Annotated in this window: 13 protein-coding genes, 1 tRNA gene and 1 pseudogene; all 15 read right to left on the bottom strand. The window is 39.8% G+C overall.

The genetic code is table 11. The annotated features are described in order from the left end of the window. Nucleotides 1-395: 395 nt before the first annotated feature. The gene (locus PVV57_RS10520; RefSeq protein ID WP_404977240.1) at nucleotides 396-617 is read right to left on the bottom strand and encodes a phage integrase central domain-containing protein; all 222 of its coding nucleotides are present in this window, start codon (nucleotides 615-617) and stop codon (nucleotides 396-398) included. A 101-nt stretch (nucleotides 618-718) separates the two neighbouring features. Then, on the bottom strand, nucleotides 719-988 hold the full coding sequence (locus PVV57_RS10515; protein WP_404977239.1) for a hypothetical protein: 270 nt from the start codon (nucleotides 986-988) through the stop codon (nucleotides 719-721). A 1179-nt stretch (nucleotides 989-2167) separates the two neighbouring features. Then, a complete protein-coding gene (locus tag PVV57_RS05110) occupies nucleotides 2168-3562 on the bottom strand; it encodes an L-serine ammonia-lyase (RefSeq protein ID WP_273783595.1) in 1395 nt (464 codons plus the stop codon). 339 nt (nucleotides 3563-3901) lie between these two features. Then, nucleotides 3902-4591, bottom strand: coding sequence for a nitroreductase (locus tag PVV57_RS05105; protein WP_273718591.1), 690 nt, complete (start codon nucleotides 4589-4591; stop codon nucleotides 3902-3904). Nucleotides 4592-4802: 211 nt separating this feature from the next. Next, nucleotides 4803-5189: a MerR family DNA-binding transcriptional regulator gene (locus tag PVV57_RS05100; RefSeq protein ID WP_273718590.1), complete on the bottom strand. Its 387-nt coding sequence runs from the start codon at nucleotides 5187-5189 to the stop codon at nucleotides 4803-4805. Nucleotides 5190-5739: 550 nt separating this feature from the next. Continuing rightward, nucleotides 5740-9951 (bottom strand): DNA-directed RNA polymerase subunit beta', encoded by a 4212-nt coding sequence (rpoC, locus tag PVV57_RS05095; RefSeq protein ID WP_273718589.1) that lies wholly within the window; start codon nucleotides 9949-9951, stop codon nucleotides 5740-5742. A 170-nt stretch (nucleotides 9952-10121) separates the two neighbouring features. After that, a complete protein-coding gene (gene rpoB, locus PVV57_RS05090; protein ID WP_273783594.1) occupies nucleotides 10122-14273 on the bottom strand; it encodes a DNA-directed RNA polymerase subunit beta in 4152 nt (1383 codons plus the stop codon). Between the two features lie 286 nt (nucleotides 14274-14559). Next, entirely contained in the window at nucleotides 14560-14931 is a 372-nt protein-coding gene (gene rplL, locus PVV57_RS05085) for a 50S ribosomal protein L7/L12 (RefSeq protein WP_012231477.1), read from the bottom strand. A 101-nt stretch (nucleotides 14932-15032) separates the two neighbouring features. Further along, on the bottom strand, nucleotides 15033-15551 hold the full coding sequence (gene rplJ / locus PVV57_RS05080) for a 50S ribosomal protein L10 (protein ID WP_012231475.1): 519 nt from the start codon (nucleotides 15549-15551) through the stop codon (nucleotides 15033-15035). A gap of 354 nt (nucleotides 15552-15905) precedes the next feature. After that, a complete protein-coding gene (gene rplA, locus PVV57_RS05075; RefSeq protein ID WP_273718582.1) occupies nucleotides 15906-16610 on the bottom strand; it encodes a 50S ribosomal protein L1 in 705 nt (234 codons plus the stop codon). A 4-nt stretch (nucleotides 16611-16614) separates the two neighbouring features. Further along, the gene (rplK, locus tag PVV57_RS05070; protein WP_012231471.1) at nucleotides 16615-17043 is read right to left on the bottom strand and encodes a 50S ribosomal protein L11; all 429 of its coding nucleotides are present in this window, start codon (nucleotides 17041-17043) and stop codon (nucleotides 16615-16617) included. 148 nt (nucleotides 17044-17191) lie between these two features. Then, nucleotides 17192-17722 carry a transcription termination/antitermination protein NusG gene (gene nusG / locus PVV57_RS05065; RefSeq protein ID WP_273718580.1) on the bottom strand — a complete coding sequence of 177 codons (531 nt, stop codon included), beginning with the start codon at nucleotides 17720-17722 and terminating at the stop codon, nucleotides 17192-17194. A 20-nt stretch (nucleotides 17723-17742) separates the two neighbouring features. Next, nucleotides 17743-17955: a preprotein translocase subunit SecE gene (gene secE, locus PVV57_RS05060; RefSeq protein WP_273718579.1), complete on the bottom strand. Its 213-nt coding sequence runs from the start codon at nucleotides 17953-17955 to the stop codon at nucleotides 17743-17745. 224 nt (nucleotides 17956-18179) lie between these two features. Then, nucleotides 18180-18255: transfer RNA gene (locus PVV57_RS05055), tRNA-Trp, on the bottom strand. 47 nt (nucleotides 18256-18302) lie between these two features. Continuing rightward, nucleotides 18303-18715, bottom strand: a pseudogene (gene tuf / locus PVV57_RS05050) (elongation factor Tu); the annotation flags it as partial.

The raw sequence follows: 18715 nt of genomic DNA, 5'->3' as shown, positions 1-18715 counted from the left end.
TATCAGATTAAATATCATAATACGATCTCCATAAGATTTTAATTTATATAATGATCATTTTTTTGCATATACCAGCAGCAAGTAAAATAGGACAATGACGGGTAGATGAAAAACTAAAATCACTTTTAGAGATGCAAAAGGCTTTTTCAATTATTCTCATTGCTTCTAATGATAAAGGTAAAAGAAATTCTTTTTATTCATGCCTTCAGCAGGGATTATCCAATAAATCATCCCCAATCTGACTGCCACAATAACGCAATGGATGCGTACAAACACCTGTAAGAATAAACAAATGCAAAGACAAATATGTTATGGGTGTTGTTTCATAAAATTTTTTTATAAAAAGCAGGCTCTTCTCTTCAATCTATTGCTGGTAAATTTTGTGTTTTATGGAGTTATTTTCCTAAGAGAGCCCGTCGTGCTTTTCTATCGCTTGTAAAACCCAATGTAGTCGCATGTTTGAAACAAATATTAAGACGATTTAGTGTTTTCTCTACTGTTGCAGCTTTTGTATGCCAGATGGGAGTAAGGGTATTGCGTATCTCTGTTTGTATAATCTCTGAAACAAGCAGAAAACCTAATTTTGGAAGAATATGAAGTTTTAAAGTGACAACCAATCCTAGTCCTTGCCATCTCCTTTTAATGCAGCTTTACCGCTTTCAAAAGTATCTAAAGCAATATCCTTTAAATAATGGAGATTACGCATTGTCTTATGCTTTTATTTATCGCGTTCTTTAATGCTGTCACAACCTTCACGTAAAACAGAGTGCCATTGTTGCTCATTCATGAGTTTTGTTTTAGAGAGACATCTCTCAACGCTCCCAAGCCCATTTCGCGCCGGCGCCCATGAGATGATATAACGGTAAATCCATTGAGCGCCACCATCTCTACGCTTATAAAGGAGTAAGCTGACACTATCACATATTTGGGCCTCAATGTTGCTGCGCGGGAACAGCCCTTGACACTTGAAACGGTTCATAAGAGGCATTTTGAGGTCCTTTCTTATACAATTTCACTTCATACGGCTCTCTCCACTTGTGATGCGCAAGCGAATGTTTTTGACTAATTCAGCATAAACAGATTTGAAAGGAGAGAATCTTACGGTATTCAAGGTTTTAATTCAATATAAATAACGTTACATTATCTTGATATATCAATATATTACATATTAAACGAGAAATTTTCTAAGATTCTCTTATTTTTCTCCTTATATTGAATCAGTCAAAATCATTTGCTTGCTCATCACGAGAATGATTCGTATATACACGACTAAAAAGGACTCAAAATGCCTCTTATGAACCTTTCAAGTGCCAAGTCCTATATCTTACAAATATTGGGGCTGGAAAAATGTGTGATGGTGCTGGCTTGTTCTTTTATTAAGCGTAAAGATGAAGGTGCTCAATGGATTTACCATTATATCATTTCACAGGCACCGTCCCGAAATAGGCTTGGGAGCGTTGGGAAATGCTTTAAAAAAAACTCATGAATGAGAAACACGATAATGTTCTATTATATACATTCTATTCTTCATAAGAATTTTGACAAATATTTTTTAATGTACACGTTATTATTTATTTTAATTTTTTTTGACGGTACAAGATTTATAAATAAAAGTTGGAGAATAAGATTTTCTAAGATAGCTTTTAATTATTGCGAATTAGAGTTTTTTTCAAGGTATTTTTTTCGCAATATCAGATGTCTAAAAGATCTGCACTTCTAAAAAATTAAAATCTTTAAATCTCTCTCACACCTCATCACAATTATTTAGATTTAAAACAGATTTTCCTTGAATACCAAAGTATAATCCTCCATTCCTTAAAAGATATTGCTACGAAAACTTTTAAAAGTAATAAAATCCAGCTAGAAAGTAATGACAGATTGATCACTCATTTTACTTTAAGCTTTTTTATTTTTTCCCAATGAGACTGTTTTTCCATTTCTGAGACAAATCAAACAGATATAAGCAATACTCTCTTCCCAATCTTGCAGGCAAGAGCTATTACTCGTCCAGAAAGCATGAACCTATTTCAAATTTATCTCAAGCATGCTGCTGAATTAAATTTAAATTCTGATTTATAAGCCACAAAAAACATAAGCTTTCTCACGAAGAAGAATATGATCCTTCCCCAAAGAGCCCAGTTATGGATTGAGAAAAATACTCCAGATCTTAACAAGAGATTGCATTGACTGCGAGGCCACCTTTACTTGTTTCTTTATAGCGTTCACTCATATCATGACCTGTCTGACGCATTGTTTCTATACAAGCATCAAGAGAAACAAAATGTTCTCCATTACCATGTAATGCAAGAGAAGAAGCCGTTACTGCCTTAACAGCCCCCATTGCATTACGCTCAATACAAGGAACTTGTACAAGACCTGCAACCGGATCACACGTCATTCCCAAATGATGCTCAAGCGCAATTTCCGCTGCATTTTCAATCTGAGCCGATGTTCCACCTAACGCTGCGGTCAACCCTGCCGCAGCCATTGAAGATGCCGCTCCAACTTCACCTTGACACCCAACTTCTGCACCAGAAATAGAGGCATTATGTTTGATAACACCGCCAATAGCTGCAGCCGTCAATAGAAAATTATGTATTCCCTTTTGATCTGAATCATCATTAAACTGAAGATAGTAACGCAAGACTGCGGGGACAACACCAGCTGCCCCATTTGTTGGTGCTGTAACAACACGACCACCTGCTGCATTTTCCTCATTGACTGCCATAGCATAGACTGACAGCCAATCATTTGCCCAAAGTGGATAATTGCAATTTTTCTTTTGATTTTCCAAAAGCGTTTCATGAAGCTTTTTAGCACGCCTTAGAACACGCAATCCACCAGGCAACTCGCCTTCTTGTGAAAGACCTCTATCAATGCAATTTGTCATCGCTGAAAAAATTTCATCAAGCCCTGCATCCAGAGAAGAACGCTCTATCTTGGTTTCTTCATTTAAGCGTTTCATTTCAGCAATCGAAAGTCCGGATTTCTCCGACATTGATAACATTGTACGCGCAGAATCAAAAGGATATGGCACCTCAAATGCTTCTGGTTGCATACCACCACCATTCATATGGCTTAATTCATCCTCAGTCACAACAAAGCCACCACCGATAGAATAATAAATCTGCCGCAATAGAACATTCCCACCCGTATCAAGTCCTTCAAATGCGAGTCCATTCGTATGTCCAGGTAAGATTTCCTTTCGTTCAAAAATAAGATCACGTTGCAAATCAAACTGATAAGCGGGCTGGTCTTCTGATTGCACTTTTTTCTCACGGATAACTTTTTCTAACAGAAATTCCATATTATCAGGATCAACAGTAGAAGCTTTTTCTCCTAAAAGTCCTAATATAATAGCCCTATCTGTCGCATGACCAATACCCGTGAAAGCTAAAGAACCGTAAAGATAAACACGTATACGAGAAACTTGAATATTAGAAGACTGGGAAAAATCTCGTATTTTTTGCAAAAACATATTAGCAGCTGTCATCGGCCCCATCGTATGTGAGCTAGAAGGACCAATCCCAATTTTAAAAAGTTCAAAAACAGATAAAAACACGCATCACCTCAAAACTCTAGTATGGTCTGAGCATACGTTTTTTATAACGTTTGTCCTGTTTAAAATCAAATTGCGATATAAACTAAAAAAATGACAGCAATAAACACGAATGTCGCTCGTCTTGCTACCACCCAACACTTTCTTTCTATAGTGCTTTCCATAGTCAACCTTCAAAATGGACAATACCTCTAGAGTCATCCTCTCTCAATTTTCTGAACGTAGTAAAATAAGTGTTAATATGCAATACTAGAATTCAATAAGAATGTGAGATTCTTACCGAAAATATTCCTCATAATGCACCAAGTTCTTCAAAACGTATGATTAATTATACAAAATATTTTATGGATATGCTTCAATGAAACGTACAAAGTTTTCTAACGGTTCTCGTTCTGTCTCAAAATTGTTCTCTGGAGCATTCATATCGCGATAACCAAGCGCCATACCACAGATAATATGGCGATCAGAAGGGATAGATAAAAGTGTACGAATCTGTTTATGATAATCAGCAAAAGCTGCTTGGGGGCAAGTATCTAATCCAAATCCACGTGCTGCTAACATAATAGTCTGCATAAACATACCCAAATCAAGCCAGCTCCCCATTTCCATGTCGTGATCCATTGTAAACAAAAGCCCTACCGGTGCACCGAAAAATAAAAAATTTCGCGCCTTTTGATGAAGCATTTTTTCTTCATCACCTTTTTGAATTCCAAGACTCTGATAAAGATCTAAACCAACTTTTCGACGTCTTGAAAGGTAAGGCTCACGCCACTGACGTGGATAATAATGATATTCACGCTCTCCTTTTACACCTGAAAGCACAAGTTGTGAAAGCTCTTGCCCTACTTTCTGTAATACACCTCCCGTAAGCACAATCACTTGCCATGGCTGAATATTTGTTCCAGATGGTGCACGTGCTGAAAGTTTTAAGATTTCTTTGATTGTTTCCAGACTCACTGGCTGGTCAGTAAAAGCGCGAATTGACTTTCGCGACAAAATAGATTGAAAAACACTCATGGAAGAAACTGCCATTGTCTTTACTCTCTTTATGAAAAATATTTTTTACTTATTAAGGACAATATACTGCGAAAATACCTTTGTTGCTTTTTTCGCACGCTCTATTTCTTCAAATGACTTACACATTTCACGCAGTGCTAAAAAACACCCACCCATTAGGATAGTACAACCTATCCCTTTTAATGACAAGAAAATTGCCTAAAAGTAGATAAAATAAATTTCATAATCAACGATTAACCCCCAACTCTGCTAAGCTCTCAAAAAAAGCCTCCTCAATTCGTTCTAAATCCTGTAGAAGATCATCAATATCATGCTGCATCTTCTTTAAATCAGCTCGTTTTTTATGAATTCCTGCAATTAATTTCTTAAGCTTTTTCTCATCATCAGGTGGTTTTCCAACCATAGCCAACATATCAGATATTTCAGACAACGAAAATTTAACTCTTTTAGCACGCAGTATTTGTTTTAACTTATGACGATCCGTTTGTGTATAAAGCCGTGTACTTCCACGTCTGAAAGGAATAAGAAGCCCCTCTTCTTCATAATAACGCAAAGTCCGAGCTGTTATTGAAAACTCACGCGTCAATTCTCCAATGGAATAATATTCGTACATTTTATCATTCTGTCTTCATAGACCACATTGTTATAAGAAATATGTCTAATTTTTATAAAACTTGAGGCAAGCACTCTATTCTCTACTTTCCCGCACTCTAAAATGTAAAGACATACAGCCTTATCATACAAATATTATACAGCAAAAAACCAATTATTTTTTTAGATTACAGAAAAAACTACTGATCTTTCATTATAAGACCTTTTAAATCTTTATAGAAGATATCAATCAAAAATTTTCTTAAAATTCGAAATCAGCCGTTACTTTACTTGTAGAGAATACTCTCTTTTCCTTGGAATATGGCTTTTAGACTTCACGTATCTTGAAAAAAAATTCTATACAGCCTTCAGAAATAAGAAAACTTTAAAATAAAGCAATAAAAAAGATAAGCACCATCATAAAACAACAAACTATTCAAGATGAGTGAAATAACTATTACCTTATAATTTTTAACATTTTCAGGAAAATATGCAATTTCCGTATTTTGAGATAAAAAAACGCCTGAACTTTTTATTCAGACGTTTTTATATTATGTGACGCTATCTTTAAATTATTCAGCAACAGCTTCAGTTGTCATATTTGTCAACATAGCCTTGGCCACTTCGTTATTATTAGACTTACGTTGCTCATCTACAATCAAATCATCACGAACTGCTGCAATACGACGGATTTGAGAAATCGTGCCCCCTGTACCGGCAGGAATAAGACGACCGACAATAACGTTCTCTTTAAGACCTTGCAAAGTATCAATTTTACCAGAAACCGCTGCTTCGGTAAGAACACGCGTTGTTTCCTGAAACGATGCCGCCGAAATGAAAGAAGGCGTTTGAAGAGAAGCTTTTGTAATTCCAAGAAGAATGGGATTACCAGATGCAGGTTTTTTCCCTTCTGCAATCAAATTATCATTGATTTCATCAAGTTCAATACGATCAACATTATCACCTGGAATATAACCAGAATCTCCAGAGTCAGTAATTTCAACCTTTTGCAACATTTGACGAACAATCACTTCAATGTGCTTGTCATTGATAAGAACCCCCTGCAAACGATAAACCTCTTGAATCTCATTAACAAGGTAAGATGCCAAAGCTTCAACACCCTTAATTGCTAAAATATCATGAGGAGCTGGATTACCATCAAGGATATAATCACCCTTTTCAATTTGATCGCCTTCTTGGAAGTGAAACAACTTACCTTTTGGAATCAAATATTCTACTGCCTCAAGAGTTTCATCATTTGGTTCAATAATAATACGGCGTTTGTTCTTATAACCACGGCCAAATCGAATTGTACCACTGACTTCAGCAATAATCGCATGATCCTTTGGACGACGCGCTTCAAAAAGCTCTGCCACACGTGGTAGACCACCCGTAATATCTTTCGTCTTGGCACTTTCCATTGGCAAACGAGCAATAACATCACCAGCTTTAACATGCGCACCAAGCTCAACAGAAAGAATAGTTTCCACTGACATCATATAACGGGCTTCACCTCCCTTATATAATTTAGCGATGGATTTACCTTCTTTATCTGCATGAATAATAATGGCTGGTTTGAGCTCCGCACCACGTGGATTAGCACGCCAATCAATCACCAAACGCTTCGTAATCCCCGTCGATTCATCAGCTGTTTCAGTGACCGATAAACCATCAACCATATCTTCAAAACCCACATAGCCTTCAACTTCCGTTAAAATTGGACGTGTATAAGGATCCCATTCTGCTATACGTTGACCACGTTTAACCACATCACCATCATCAACAAAAATATGTGCTCCATAGCTAATACGATGCACAACGCGCTCTTTTCCTAACTCATCCTTGATAAGGATAGCCATATTACGCCCCATAACAACTAAATGTCCTTCAGAGTTACGCGCCACATTACGATTACGAATCTCCACCGTACCTTCATAAGATGCTTCTAAATACGATGAATCAACAACCTGTGCAGTTCCTCCTAGGTGGAAAGTACGCATAGTAAGCTGCGTTCCCGGCTCACCAATTGACTGAGCAGCAATAACACCAACAGCTTCTCCCTGATTAACCGGTGTTCCACGCGCCAAATCACGACCATAGCATTTTGCACAAACCCCAAGACGTGTTTCACATGTTAAAGCAGAACGAATTTGAACAGATTGAATTCCTGCTTCTTCAATCTTCGCGACATCGGCCTCCTCAATCATCGCTCCACCTTCAAGAATGACCTCTCCAGAGATAGGATGTAAAATATCAACAAGGGCTGTACGACCAAGAATTCTTTGCCCAAGAGAAGCAACAATTTGTCCGGCATCAACAATTGGCTGCATGGTAAGCCCTTTTGCCGTACCACAATCAACGGCTGAAATAATAGCATCCTGTGCAACATCAACAAGACGCCGTGTTAGATAACCAGAGTTCGCCGTTTTTAACGCAGTATCAGCAAGTCCTTTACGCGCACCATGTGTGGAGTTGAAGTATTCGTTAACAGTCAGACCTTCCTTAAAATTTGAAATAATAGGTGTTTCAATAATTTCACCCGATGGTTTTGCCATTAATCCACGCATACCAGCCAATTGTCTCATCTGGTTAGCAGAACCACGGGCACCAGAATGCGACATCATATAGATCGAATTCATAGGCCGTTGACGACCTGTTTTAGGATCAAAATCGACAGCTTGAATTCGTTTCATCATTTCATCTGCAACACGGTCTGTACATTTACCCCAAGCATCTACAACCTTATTGTATTTTTCACCTTGTGTAATCAAACCATCATTATATTGCTGTTCGTATTCCTTAGCCAAAGCTTCTGTTTCTGCAACCAAACGCGACTTGCTATCAGGAATAACCATATCATCCTTACCAAATGAAATTCCTGCACGACAAGCATAAGAAAAACCAAGCTGCATAATACGGTCACAAAAAATAACCGTCTCTTTTTGTCCACAGTGGCGATAAACATAATCAATCATTTTAGAAATATTCTTTTTTGTCATTTCTTGATTGACAATATCAAATGAGATATTCGGATTTTTGGGCAAAAGCTCACCGATAATCAAACGACCAGGTGTCGTATCATAAAGTTTAGCGACTTCTTTTCCATCCTTGCCGATATTCTTAACACGGCCTTTAATCTTCGTATGAAGCGTTACGACCTTATTTTCCAAGGCATAATGAAGCTCACCTATATCAGAAAAAGCCATTCCCTCACCTGGTTCTTTTTCAGAAACAATCGAGAGATAATAAAGTCCAAGAACCATATCCTGTGATGGAACAATAATGGGGGCACCATTAGCTGGATGAAGAATATTATTAGTCGACATCATCAAAACACGAGCTTCAAGCTGTGCTTCAAGAGAAAGTGGAACGTGAACAGCCATCTGATCTCCATCAAAATCCGCATTAAAAGCGGTACATACCAATGGATGAAGTTGGATAGCCTTTCCTTCAATTAAGATAGGTTCAAAAGCCTGAATCCCCAAACGGTGCAATGTTGGCGCACGATTGAGTAAAACAGGATGTTCACGAATAACCTCATCCAAAATATCCCAAACTTCTGGATGCTCTTTTTCAACAAGCTTTTTTGCTTGTTTTACAGTTGAGGAATATCCTTTCGCATCAAGCCGCGCATAAATAAAGGGCTTAAATAATTCAAGGGCCATTTTTTTGGGAAGACCACATTGATGTAATTTTAATTCAGGACCTGTCACGATAACAGAACGACCCGAGTAATCAACACGCTTTCCAAGTAAGTTTTGACGGAAACGACCTTGTTTACCCTTTAACATATCTGAAAGAGATTTTAACGGACGTTTATTGGCCCCCGTAATCACACGCCCACGCCGTCCGTTATCAAACAATGCGTCAACAGCTTCTTGCACCATACGCTTTTCATTACGCACGATAATTCCAGGAGCACGCAATTCAATCAGCCGTTTCAAGCGGTTATTACGATTGATAACACGTCGATAAAGATCATTCAGATCTGATGTCGCGAAACGTCCACCATCAAGCGGAACCAATGGACGTAAATCCGGTGGAATAACCGGAATTGTTTTCATAATCATCCACTCTGGTTTATTCCCAGACTCAAGAAAATTTTCTACGATCTTAAGTCGTTTAATTAATTTTTTCTGCTTTAACTCTGAAGTTGTTTCAGCTAATTCGAGACGCAAATCATTGGCAATTTTATCTAACTCCATACTCGCTAAAAGCTCGTAAATAGCCTCAGCGCCAATCATAGCTGTAAACTGATCTTCTCCAAACTCATCAATAGCAAGCATATATTCTTCTTCAGAAAGAAGCTGGTGGAGCTTAAGAGATGTCAACCCTGGTTCGGTTACAATATAATTCTCAAAATAAAGAACACGCTCAATATCTTTTAAAGTCAAATCTAAAAGTGTAGAAATACGGCCTGGTAACGATTTAAGAAACCATATATGTGCAACAGGTGCTGCAAGCTCAATGTGCCCCATACGCTCACGACGTACGCGCGAAAGAGTAACCTCCACTCCACATTTTTCACAAATAATGCCCTTATATTTCATACGCTTATATTTGCCGCATAGACATTCATAGTCCTTAATCGGGCCAAATATACGTGCACAAAAAAGACCATCCCGCTCTGGTTTAAAAGTCCGATAATTAATAGTCTCAGGCTTCTTAATCTCACCATACGACCAGGACAAAATTTTCTCAGGACTCGCAATGGAAATACGAATAGAGTCAAATGTCTGCGCTGGCGCTTGAGGATTGAAAAGATTCATGACCTCGTGGTTCATGCTGTTCTCCTTCAAAGATTCTTAGAACCTGTTGTAATATCTCTTTTTATTTTATAACAGATCTTCTTTAAAATACATTTACTTTTAAAAATGATCTACACAACCCGAATAAGGTTATTGAGCCTTTTAAAGTAATCAGAGCGCAACCTTTTTCCAGTGCGCTCCTTGAATTATTGTTCTACCCTCTCAGATAAAACACGCTGTGCAATAAGTTCACGTGCATCATCAAGCTCTACATTAAGAGCGAGTGAACGCATTTCTTTCACCAACACATTAAAGCTCTCAGGTATACCGGCTTCAAATGTATCATCACCACGCACAATCGCTTCATAGACTTTCGTCCGCCCAGCAACATCATCCGATTTGACGGTCAACATCTCCTGCAAAGTGTATGCAGCACCATAAGCTTCAAGGGCCCACACCTCCATTTCACCAAAACGCTGTCCACCAAACTGTGCCTTACCTCCCAATGGTTGTTGCGTAACAAGTGAATAGGGACCAATAGAACGTGCATGAATCTTATCATCAACAAGGTGATGCAATTTCAACATGTAAATATACCCCACCGTTACTGGACGATCAAAAGGCTCTCCTGTGCGACCATCATAAAGCGTAACCTGCCCTGAACTATCTAAGCCTGCATCTTCCAGCATCATGTTGATATCAGACTCATGTGCTCCATCAAAAACAGGCGTTGCAATTGAAACACCTTTCTTCATCTGAAGTGCCAATTTATAAAGGCTTTCGTTATCATACTGACGCACAGGTTCATTATGATAATCATCCGGCATAAGATTTTCAATACGCTGACGTAAAGGAAGTATATCACCAGTCTCTTGATATAATTCCAACAAATCACCAATCTTTTTGCCCATCCCCGCACATGCCCAACCAAGGTGCGTCTCAAGAATTTGCCCAACATTCATACGACTAGGCACACCAAGCGGATTTAAGACGATATCAGCATGCGTTCCATCTTCAAGAAATGGCATATCTTCTACGGGAAGAATACGTGAGACAACACCCTTATTCCCGTGACGTCCCGCCATCTTATCACCTGGTTGAATTTTGCGCTTCACAGCCACAAAAACCTTTACCATTTTCATGACACCAGGAGGCATTTCATCACCTCTTTGGACCTTTTCAACTTTATCCATAAAGCGACGTTGTAATGCTTCTTTTGATTCATCATATTGCTTGCGCAGAGCTTCAATTTCATTTTGAAGCTTTTCATCCTCAACAGCAAATTGCCACCACTGCGAACGCGGATAACGCCCCATCACCGTACTATCAAGCTTTTTGCTCTCCGAAAAGCCTTTCGGACCTTCTACAGCGACTTTCCCTGTCAACATATCGGTAAGACGCGCATAAACATTGCGATCAAGAATCGACTGCTCATCATCACGATCTTTCGCTAAACGCTCAATTTCTTCACGCTCAATTGCCATAGCGCGCTCATCTTTCTCCACACCATGGCGATTAAAAACGCGAACCTCAACAACAGTACCAAACGTCCCAGGCGGCATACGCATAGAAGTATCACGAACATCAGATGCCTTTTCACCAAAAATTGCTCGCAGAAGCTTCTCTTCCGGTGTCATGGGACTCTCACCCTTTGGTGTAATCTTTCCAACCAAAATATCACCCGGTTGAACTTCAGCACCAATATAAATAATGCCAGCTTCGTCAAGATTCCTTAATGCTTCTTCCGCAACATTAGGAATGTCACGGGTAATTTCCTCAGGACCAAGTTTTGTATCCCGTGCTGCAACTTCAAATTCCTCAATATGAATTGAAGTAAACACATCATCCGCAACAATGCGCTCAGATAACAAAATGGAATCTTCGTAGTTGTATCCATTCCACGGCATAAACGCGACAAGAACATTCCGCCCAAGAGCCAAATCACCAAGATCTGTGGATGGACCATCTGCAATGATATCACCCTTCTCTACCCGATCACCAACATGCACAAGAGGACGCTGATTAATACAAGTGGATTGATTAGAACGCTGAAATTTTTGTAAGCGATAAATATCAACGCCTGATTTTGAAGGATCTAAATCTTCTGTTGCACGGATAACAATACGGGTAGCATCAACTTGATCAACAATACCACTCCGTTTTGCGCTCACAGCAGCTCCTGAATCTCGTGCAACAACGGCTTCCATTCCCGTACCAACAAATGGCGCCTCAGCGCGTACAAGAGGAACTGCCTGACGCTGCATGTTCGATCCCATCAGTGCACGATTCGCATCATCATTTTCCAAAAAAGGAATAAGCGCGGCCGCGACTGAAACCAACTGTTTTGGTGAAACATCCATCAAATCCACATGATCGCGCGGCGCCATTAAAACTTCACCAGCATGACGGCAAACAACAAACTCTTCTATAAAACGGCCTTCACTATCTAATGAAGAATTTGCTTGAGCAACATAATGCTTTGCTTCTTCCATTGCTGAAAGATAAATAACTTCTTTGGTGACTTTACCATCAATAATTTTACGATATGGGCTCTCAATAAAGCCATATTTGTTAACCCGAGCAAATGTTGCTAAGGAGTTAATGAGGCCAATATTGGGACCTTCTGGTGTTTCAATCGGACAAATACGGCCATAATGCGTAGGATGGACGTCACGAACTTCAAAACCCGCACGCTCACGTGTCAAGCCACCTGGACCAAGAGCAGAAAGACGGCGCTTATGGGTGATTTCTGACAATGGATTGGTTTGATCCATAAACTGTGACAATTGTGAAGACCCAAAAAACTCGCGAACTGCTGCAGCAGCAGGCTTTGCATTGATCAAATCCTGCGGCATAACTGTATCAATTTCAACCGATGACATACGCTCTTTTATCGCACGCTCCATACGCAGCAAACCAATGCGATATTGATTTTCCATCAACTCCCCAACGGAACGAACACGACGATTGCCTAGATTATCAATATCATCAATTTCACCACGGCCATCACGCAATTCAACCAACATCTTAACAACAGCAAGAATATCCTCTTGACGTAAAACGCGAACTGTATCTGGACAATCAAGATCCATACGCAAATTCATCTTAACACGTCCAACAGCTGAAAGATCATAACGCTCTGGATCAAAAAACAATGAATGAAACATTGTTTCTGCTGTATCGATTGTTGGAGGCTCACCTGGACGCATTACTCGGTAAATATCAAACAATGCATCCTGTCGACTTTCATTTTTATCCACCTTTAAAGTATTGCGAATATAAGCCCCAATATTCATGTGATCAATATCAAGGATATTGATTTGATCAGCACTAACCTCAAGCAAAATTTTTAATACTCTTTCGTCAATTTCATCACCAGCTTCAAGGTAAATCTCACCTGTCTCGTAATTGACGATATCTTCGGCAAGATAACACCCTAATAAATCATCTTCACTAACTTTAACCGCTTTGAGGCCTTTTTCTGCCAAAGACTTCGCAGTACGAACTGTTAGCTTTTTACCAGCTTCTGCAACAACTTCACCACTATCTGCATCTATAAGATCAGAAATGAGCTTCATTCCTTTAAAGCGATCAACAGAATAAGGAACACGCCATCCTTCTCCATCACGCTCATAAGCCACTTTATCATAAAACGTCGACAAAATATCCGACGCATCCATACCTAATGCCATTAAAAGACTGGTAACAGGAATCTTGCGCCGCCGATCAATACGCGCATAAATGATGTCCTTAGCATCAAACTCAATATCCAGCCAAGAGCCACGATAGGGAATAACACGAGCAGCAAAAAGAAGCTTTCCCGATGAATGAGACTTCCCTTTATCATGATCAAAAAAGACACCAGGAGAACGGTGCATCTGAGAAACAATAACACGCTCCGTACCATTAACGATAAAGGTACCATTCGTCGTCATTAAAGGCATATCGCCCATATAAACGCCCTGCTCTTTAATGTCTTTGATATCTTTAGAGCCAGTATCCTCATCAACATCAAAAACAATCAAACGCAATATCACCTTTAATGGGGCTGCATAAGTTAAATCACGTTGACGACATTCTTCAACATCAAATTTCGGTAAATCAAATTCATAACCAACAAACTCAAGCATAGCCGTACCAGAAAAATCGGAAATAGGAAATACCGATTTAAAAACAGCTTGCAAACCTTCATCTGGTCGTCCACCTTTCGGTTCCTCAACCATGAGAAACTGATCATATGACGCTTTTTGAACCTCAATAAGATTCGGCATCTCTGCTACTTCAGGAATCTTACCAAAAAATTTGCGTACCCGCTTACGACCATTGAATTGAGACATCATTGCGTGAGTCTGAGCCATCGTCGCTCCTTGATCCTTACTCTTCAAGGTAGACCAACCTTGAAAGCCTTATATCATTAACCTGCAAATGCAGACCAGTTTACTCGACACCCAATAATGAGCATCATTAACTTTCCCCACCAACACAAGCCTTTCTTTGGCTTGGCTCCATGATGAGGGATGAGTAACCCAAACCTATACCCATTCCTGCAATTAAACCGTTGGTAAAAGTTTTTTTACTCATTATTTTTCCTCTTTTTAGAGAAAGAAAATCGGCGAACATATATGGCCGCCGATAAAATTTAATTTATTTAAGTTCAACTTTAGCACCAGCAGCTTCAAGTTGAGATTTAATTTTCTCTGCTTCTTCTTTAGAAGCGCCTTCTTTAATAGGCTTAGGTGCTCCTTCAACCAGATCTTTTGCTTCTTTAAGACCAAGTCCCGTAAGAGCACGAACTTCTTTAATAACATTAATTTTTTGCGCGCCACCTTCAACAAGAATAACATCAAATTCTGTTTTTTCTTCAGCAGCTGGAGCAGCAGCACCAGCAACAGCAGCGACAGCAACAGGAGCAGCAGCCGAAACGCCCCACTTTTCTTCAAGTAACTTAGAAAGCTCAGCAGCTTCCAAAAGGGTTAGATTAGAAAGGTCTTCTACGATCTTCGCTAGATCAGCCATTTTTAAATTCCTTTAATTAAAAGATTTGAACCATTATTAAAACTTATTCAAAAAAACAGAAAAGCATTAAAGCTCTTCCATCAACGTGAATACAAACAGCCTTAAGCCGCCTTATCCTCCTGAGCATATGCTCCAATGACACGTGCAACCTGACCTGCTGGTGCATTAACAACCTGTGCAATACGGGTCGCAGGAGTAGAAATCATACCCACAAGTTTTGCCCGCAACTCGTTTAATGAAGGCAATGAAGCCAATGACTTCACAGCGTCTACAGTTAAACTTGTTGCACCCATTGAACCGCCAAGGATGACAAATTTGTCATTGCTTTTTGCAAAATCAACAGCAACTTTTGGTGCTGTGATTGGATCTTCTGAATAAGCAATAAGTGTTTGTCCTGTAAACAAACCCGCTATCGATTCAGATTCCGTGCCCTGAAGAGCGATTTTAGCAAGACGGTTTTTGGCGACTTTAACGGCACCGCCAGCTTCACCCATTTTCGAACGCAGATCGTTCATCTGTGAAACTGTCAGACCGGAATAATGTGCAACAACAACAGAACCAGACTTTTGAAAAGCCTCGTTAAGCCATGTAACAAATTCGCGTTTTTCCGCTCTATTCACTGTCTCTCTCCATTTAACAGATTTGCTTAAAACAAACCTGTTGGTTACCTTTGATAACATAAAACATTTCATGTTACCGATGAGGATCCTGTCCCCTTTTTCACGCACAGCGTTCAAAGGCAACCCTGGCTCAAACCCTTTAAGTCTTTTAACTCTCAGTTTTTACCCCAGTCTCATGCAGGTTTTTTTGATTAAGATACTTAAAGCATCACCTACAATCTCGGACAGGATATTCCGGAATTTCTCCCGGTATAACCTAAGCCCTATAAAGCTTAGATGGCTAAATGTCGGTTAAAACCGACATTTAAAATATAATTTTAATCGTCACTTACCTCAAAAAAATTATAAATCAGTTTATACTGACTCTGAACGAACCGTTGCTGGATCAACTTTAACACCAACCCCCATAGTCGAAGAAACAGCAACGCGCTTAACATACTCACCTTTTGCACCTTGCGGCTTTGCTTTAATAACAGCACTTGCAAAGGCTTTAATATTTCCTACGATTTTTTCAACGCCAAAAGAAGCTTTCCCAATACCAGCATGCACAATACCAGCTTTTTCAACACGAAATTCGACAGCACCACCTTTAGAAGCTTTGACAGCACCGGCAACATCAACTGTTACAGTACCAACTTTTGGATTTGGCATCAAACTCCGTGGACCAAGAATCTTACCAAGACGACCAACAAGAGGCATCATATCTGGTGTTGCAATACAACGATCAAAGTTAATCTTCCCCCCATTAATGCTTTCAAACAAATCTTCAGCACCCACGATATCGGCCCCCGCTGCCTTAGCTTCCTCAGCCTTATCTCCACGAGCAAAAACGGCAACACGAACATTTCGTCCCGTTCCGTTAGGCAAATGCGCAACACCTCGAACCATTTGATCAGCATGACGAGGATCAACACCCAAGTTCATTGAAATCTCAATTGTTTCATCAAACTTAGCTACAGCACGCTCCTTAACCATTGAAACAGCATCATTCAAAGCGTAAAGTTGATTAAAATCAACATCTTTGCGGATATTTTTTATTCTCTTTGCTACTTTTGCCATAACATTAGCCCACCACTTCCAAGCCCATCGAGCGCGCAGAACCTTCAACCATACGCATTGCTGCCTCAATGTCATTTGCATTAAGATCTTTCATCTTTGATTCCGCAATCGAGCGAATTTTATCGCGAGAGATACTTCCTACGGACACTTTACCGGGCTCTTTTGAACCAGATTTCAGTTGTGCTTCTTTCTTTAAAAAGAACGATACAGGAGGTGTCTTGAGAGAAAATGTGAAAGACTTATCTTGGTAATACGTAATAACAACTGGAATCGGTGCCCCCTTTTCCATTTCTTGTGTCGCTGCATTAAACGCCTTACAAAATTCCATGATATTAATACCACGTTGACCAAGAGCTGGACCAATCGGTGGAGATGGAGTAGCAGCCCCTGCAGGAACCTGCAACTTGAGCTGACCTATACTTTTTTTTGCCATAATAATCTGCCTTCAATTTCACTGGTACACTAACAATTCATCTTGCTCGCTACCCGCTGCAGTCATGTGGTTCGGATCATTAAGCCGACAAAAGCCATAAATCACCTCCCACTCCTTCCTTAAAGTAATTAAACTACTCTAAGCTTAATCAGAGTTTTTCAACCTGACCAAATTCCAAATCAACAGGCGTAGGACGCCCAAAAATGAGCACTTCAACCTTAAGACGAGAGCGCTCTTCTTCAACCTCTTGAACAATTCCATTAAACGAAACAAAAGGACCATCAGCAACGCGAACTTGCTCTCCAACCTCAAACGACACAGAAGACTTTGGAGATTCAACTCCTTCCTGAACTTGTTTGAGAATTTGCTCAACTTCTCGATCAGAAATGGGAACAGGACGTGCCTCAGACCCTAAAAAACCTGTCACTTTAGGCGTATTTTTAATAAGATGATAAACCTCATCTGTTAATTCAGCACGAACAAGAACATAACCAGGAAAAAATTTCCGTTCAGTATCAACCTTGCGTCCACGACGAACTTCTACAACACGCTCCGTTGGAACAAAAATCTTTTCAAACAAATGATCAAGTCCCTTTTGCTTTGCCTCCTTATCAATAGCCTCCGCTACTTTCTTTTCAAAATTTGAATATGCCTGAACAATATACCAACGAGCTGCCACAGTCACACTTCCTTACATTCTCAACTAAAAAGATATTTCAGAAGATCAATAACCCGCCAAACACCAAAATGCATAACCTGATCCACAATAAAAAAGAAAGCTGAAGCCAATGCCGTTACCAACAAAACCATAACAGTAGAAATAACCGTCTCGCGACGCGTAGGCCACTTCACTTTAACTGTTTCTGCATAAACCTGCTTCAAAAAGGCAATTGGGTTGGTTTTAGATGCCATCGTCACACTATACTCTCTCTAGCCTTATATACTCTCTTCTAGTCCTATTGTGCTTTATCCCCAAAAAAATAAATACGAAAAAAATGCAAAAGCCACCTTTCAGACTGATGCAATTTTCTACTTCCTATCCAATAGCGTTTCACACACAAAAAAACAAGCCCCATATAAAAAAAAGCGAAAAAGGCAGCAAGACCTGCCCTCACATCTAAAATCCTATTCCCCTTTGGCAGGGGCAGCAGGACTTGAACCCGCGACCTGCGGTTTTGGAGACCGCCGCTCTACCAACTGAGCTATACCCCTAACTCTCAAGACTAAAACACCTTTAGCAAGCTTTCAATAAGCATTATTTATTCAATGATCTTAGAGACGATACCTGCACCAACAGTACGACCACCTTCACGAATAGCAAAACGAAGCTTCTCTTCCATCGCTATCGGCACGATCAGAGACACATCCATCGCAACATTATCCCCTGGCATAACCATCTCTGTTCCCTCTGGAAGCGTAACAATACCCGTAACATCCGTCGTACGGAAGTAAAACTGAGGGCGATAGTTCGTGAAAAACGGCGTATGACGACCGCCTTCATCTTTCGTCAAAATATAAGCCTCTGCTTTAAAACGTGTATGAGGCGTAACAGATCCGGGCTTCGCCAATACTTGACCTCGCTCAATCCCTTCACGGTCAACACCGCGAAGCAGAGCACCAATATTATCACCCGCTTGACCTTGATCTAAAAGCTTACGGAACATTTCAACAC

The organism is Bartonella sp. AU15XJBT (assembly GCF_028618615.1).
Lineage (GTDB): Bacteria > Pseudomonadota > Alphaproteobacteria > Rhizobiales > Rhizobiaceae > Bartonella.
Note: the sequence above shows the minus strand (reverse complement) of the source record. Positions and strands in the feature narration are given on the sequence as shown.

What these genes read in the sequence shown, in the direction of transcription:
- PVV57_RS10515 (WP_404977239.1), bottom strand. Translation starts at nt 988, where the DNA reads ATGCCTCTTATGAACCGTTTCAAGTGTCAAGGGCTGTTCCCGCGCAGC.
- PVV57_RS05105 (WP_273718591.1), bottom strand. Translation starts at nt 4,591, where the DNA reads ATGGCAGTTTCTTCCATGAGTGTTTTTCAATCTATTTTGTCGCGAAAG.
- PVV57_RS05100 (WP_273718590.1), bottom strand. Translation starts at nt 5,189, where the DNA reads ATGTACGAATATTATTCCATTGGAGAATTGACGCGTGAGTTTTCAATA.
- rpoC (WP_273718589.1), bottom strand. Translation starts at nt 9,951, where the DNA reads ATGAACCACGAGGTCATGAATCTTTTCAATCCTCAAGCGCCAGCGCAG.
- rpoB (WP_273783594.1), bottom strand. Translation starts at nt 14,273, where the DNA reads ATGGCTCAGACTCACGCAATGATGTCTCAATTCAATGGTCGTAAGCGG.
- rplL (WP_012231477.1), bottom strand. Translation starts at nt 14,931, where the DNA reads ATGGCTGATCTAGCGAAGATCGTAGAAGACCTTTCTAATCTAACCCTT.
- rplA (WP_273718582.1), bottom strand. Translation starts at nt 16,610, where the DNA reads ATGGCAAAAGTAGCAAAGAGAATAAAAAATATCCGCAAAGATGTTGAT.
- rplK (WP_012231471.1), bottom strand. Translation starts at nt 17,043, where the DNA reads ATGGCAAAAAAAAGTATAGGTCAGCTCAAGTTGCAGGTTCCTGCAGGG.
- secE (WP_273718579.1), bottom strand. Translation starts at nt 17,955, where the DNA reads ATGGCATCTAAAACCAACCCAATTGCCTTTTTGAAGCAGGTTTATGCA.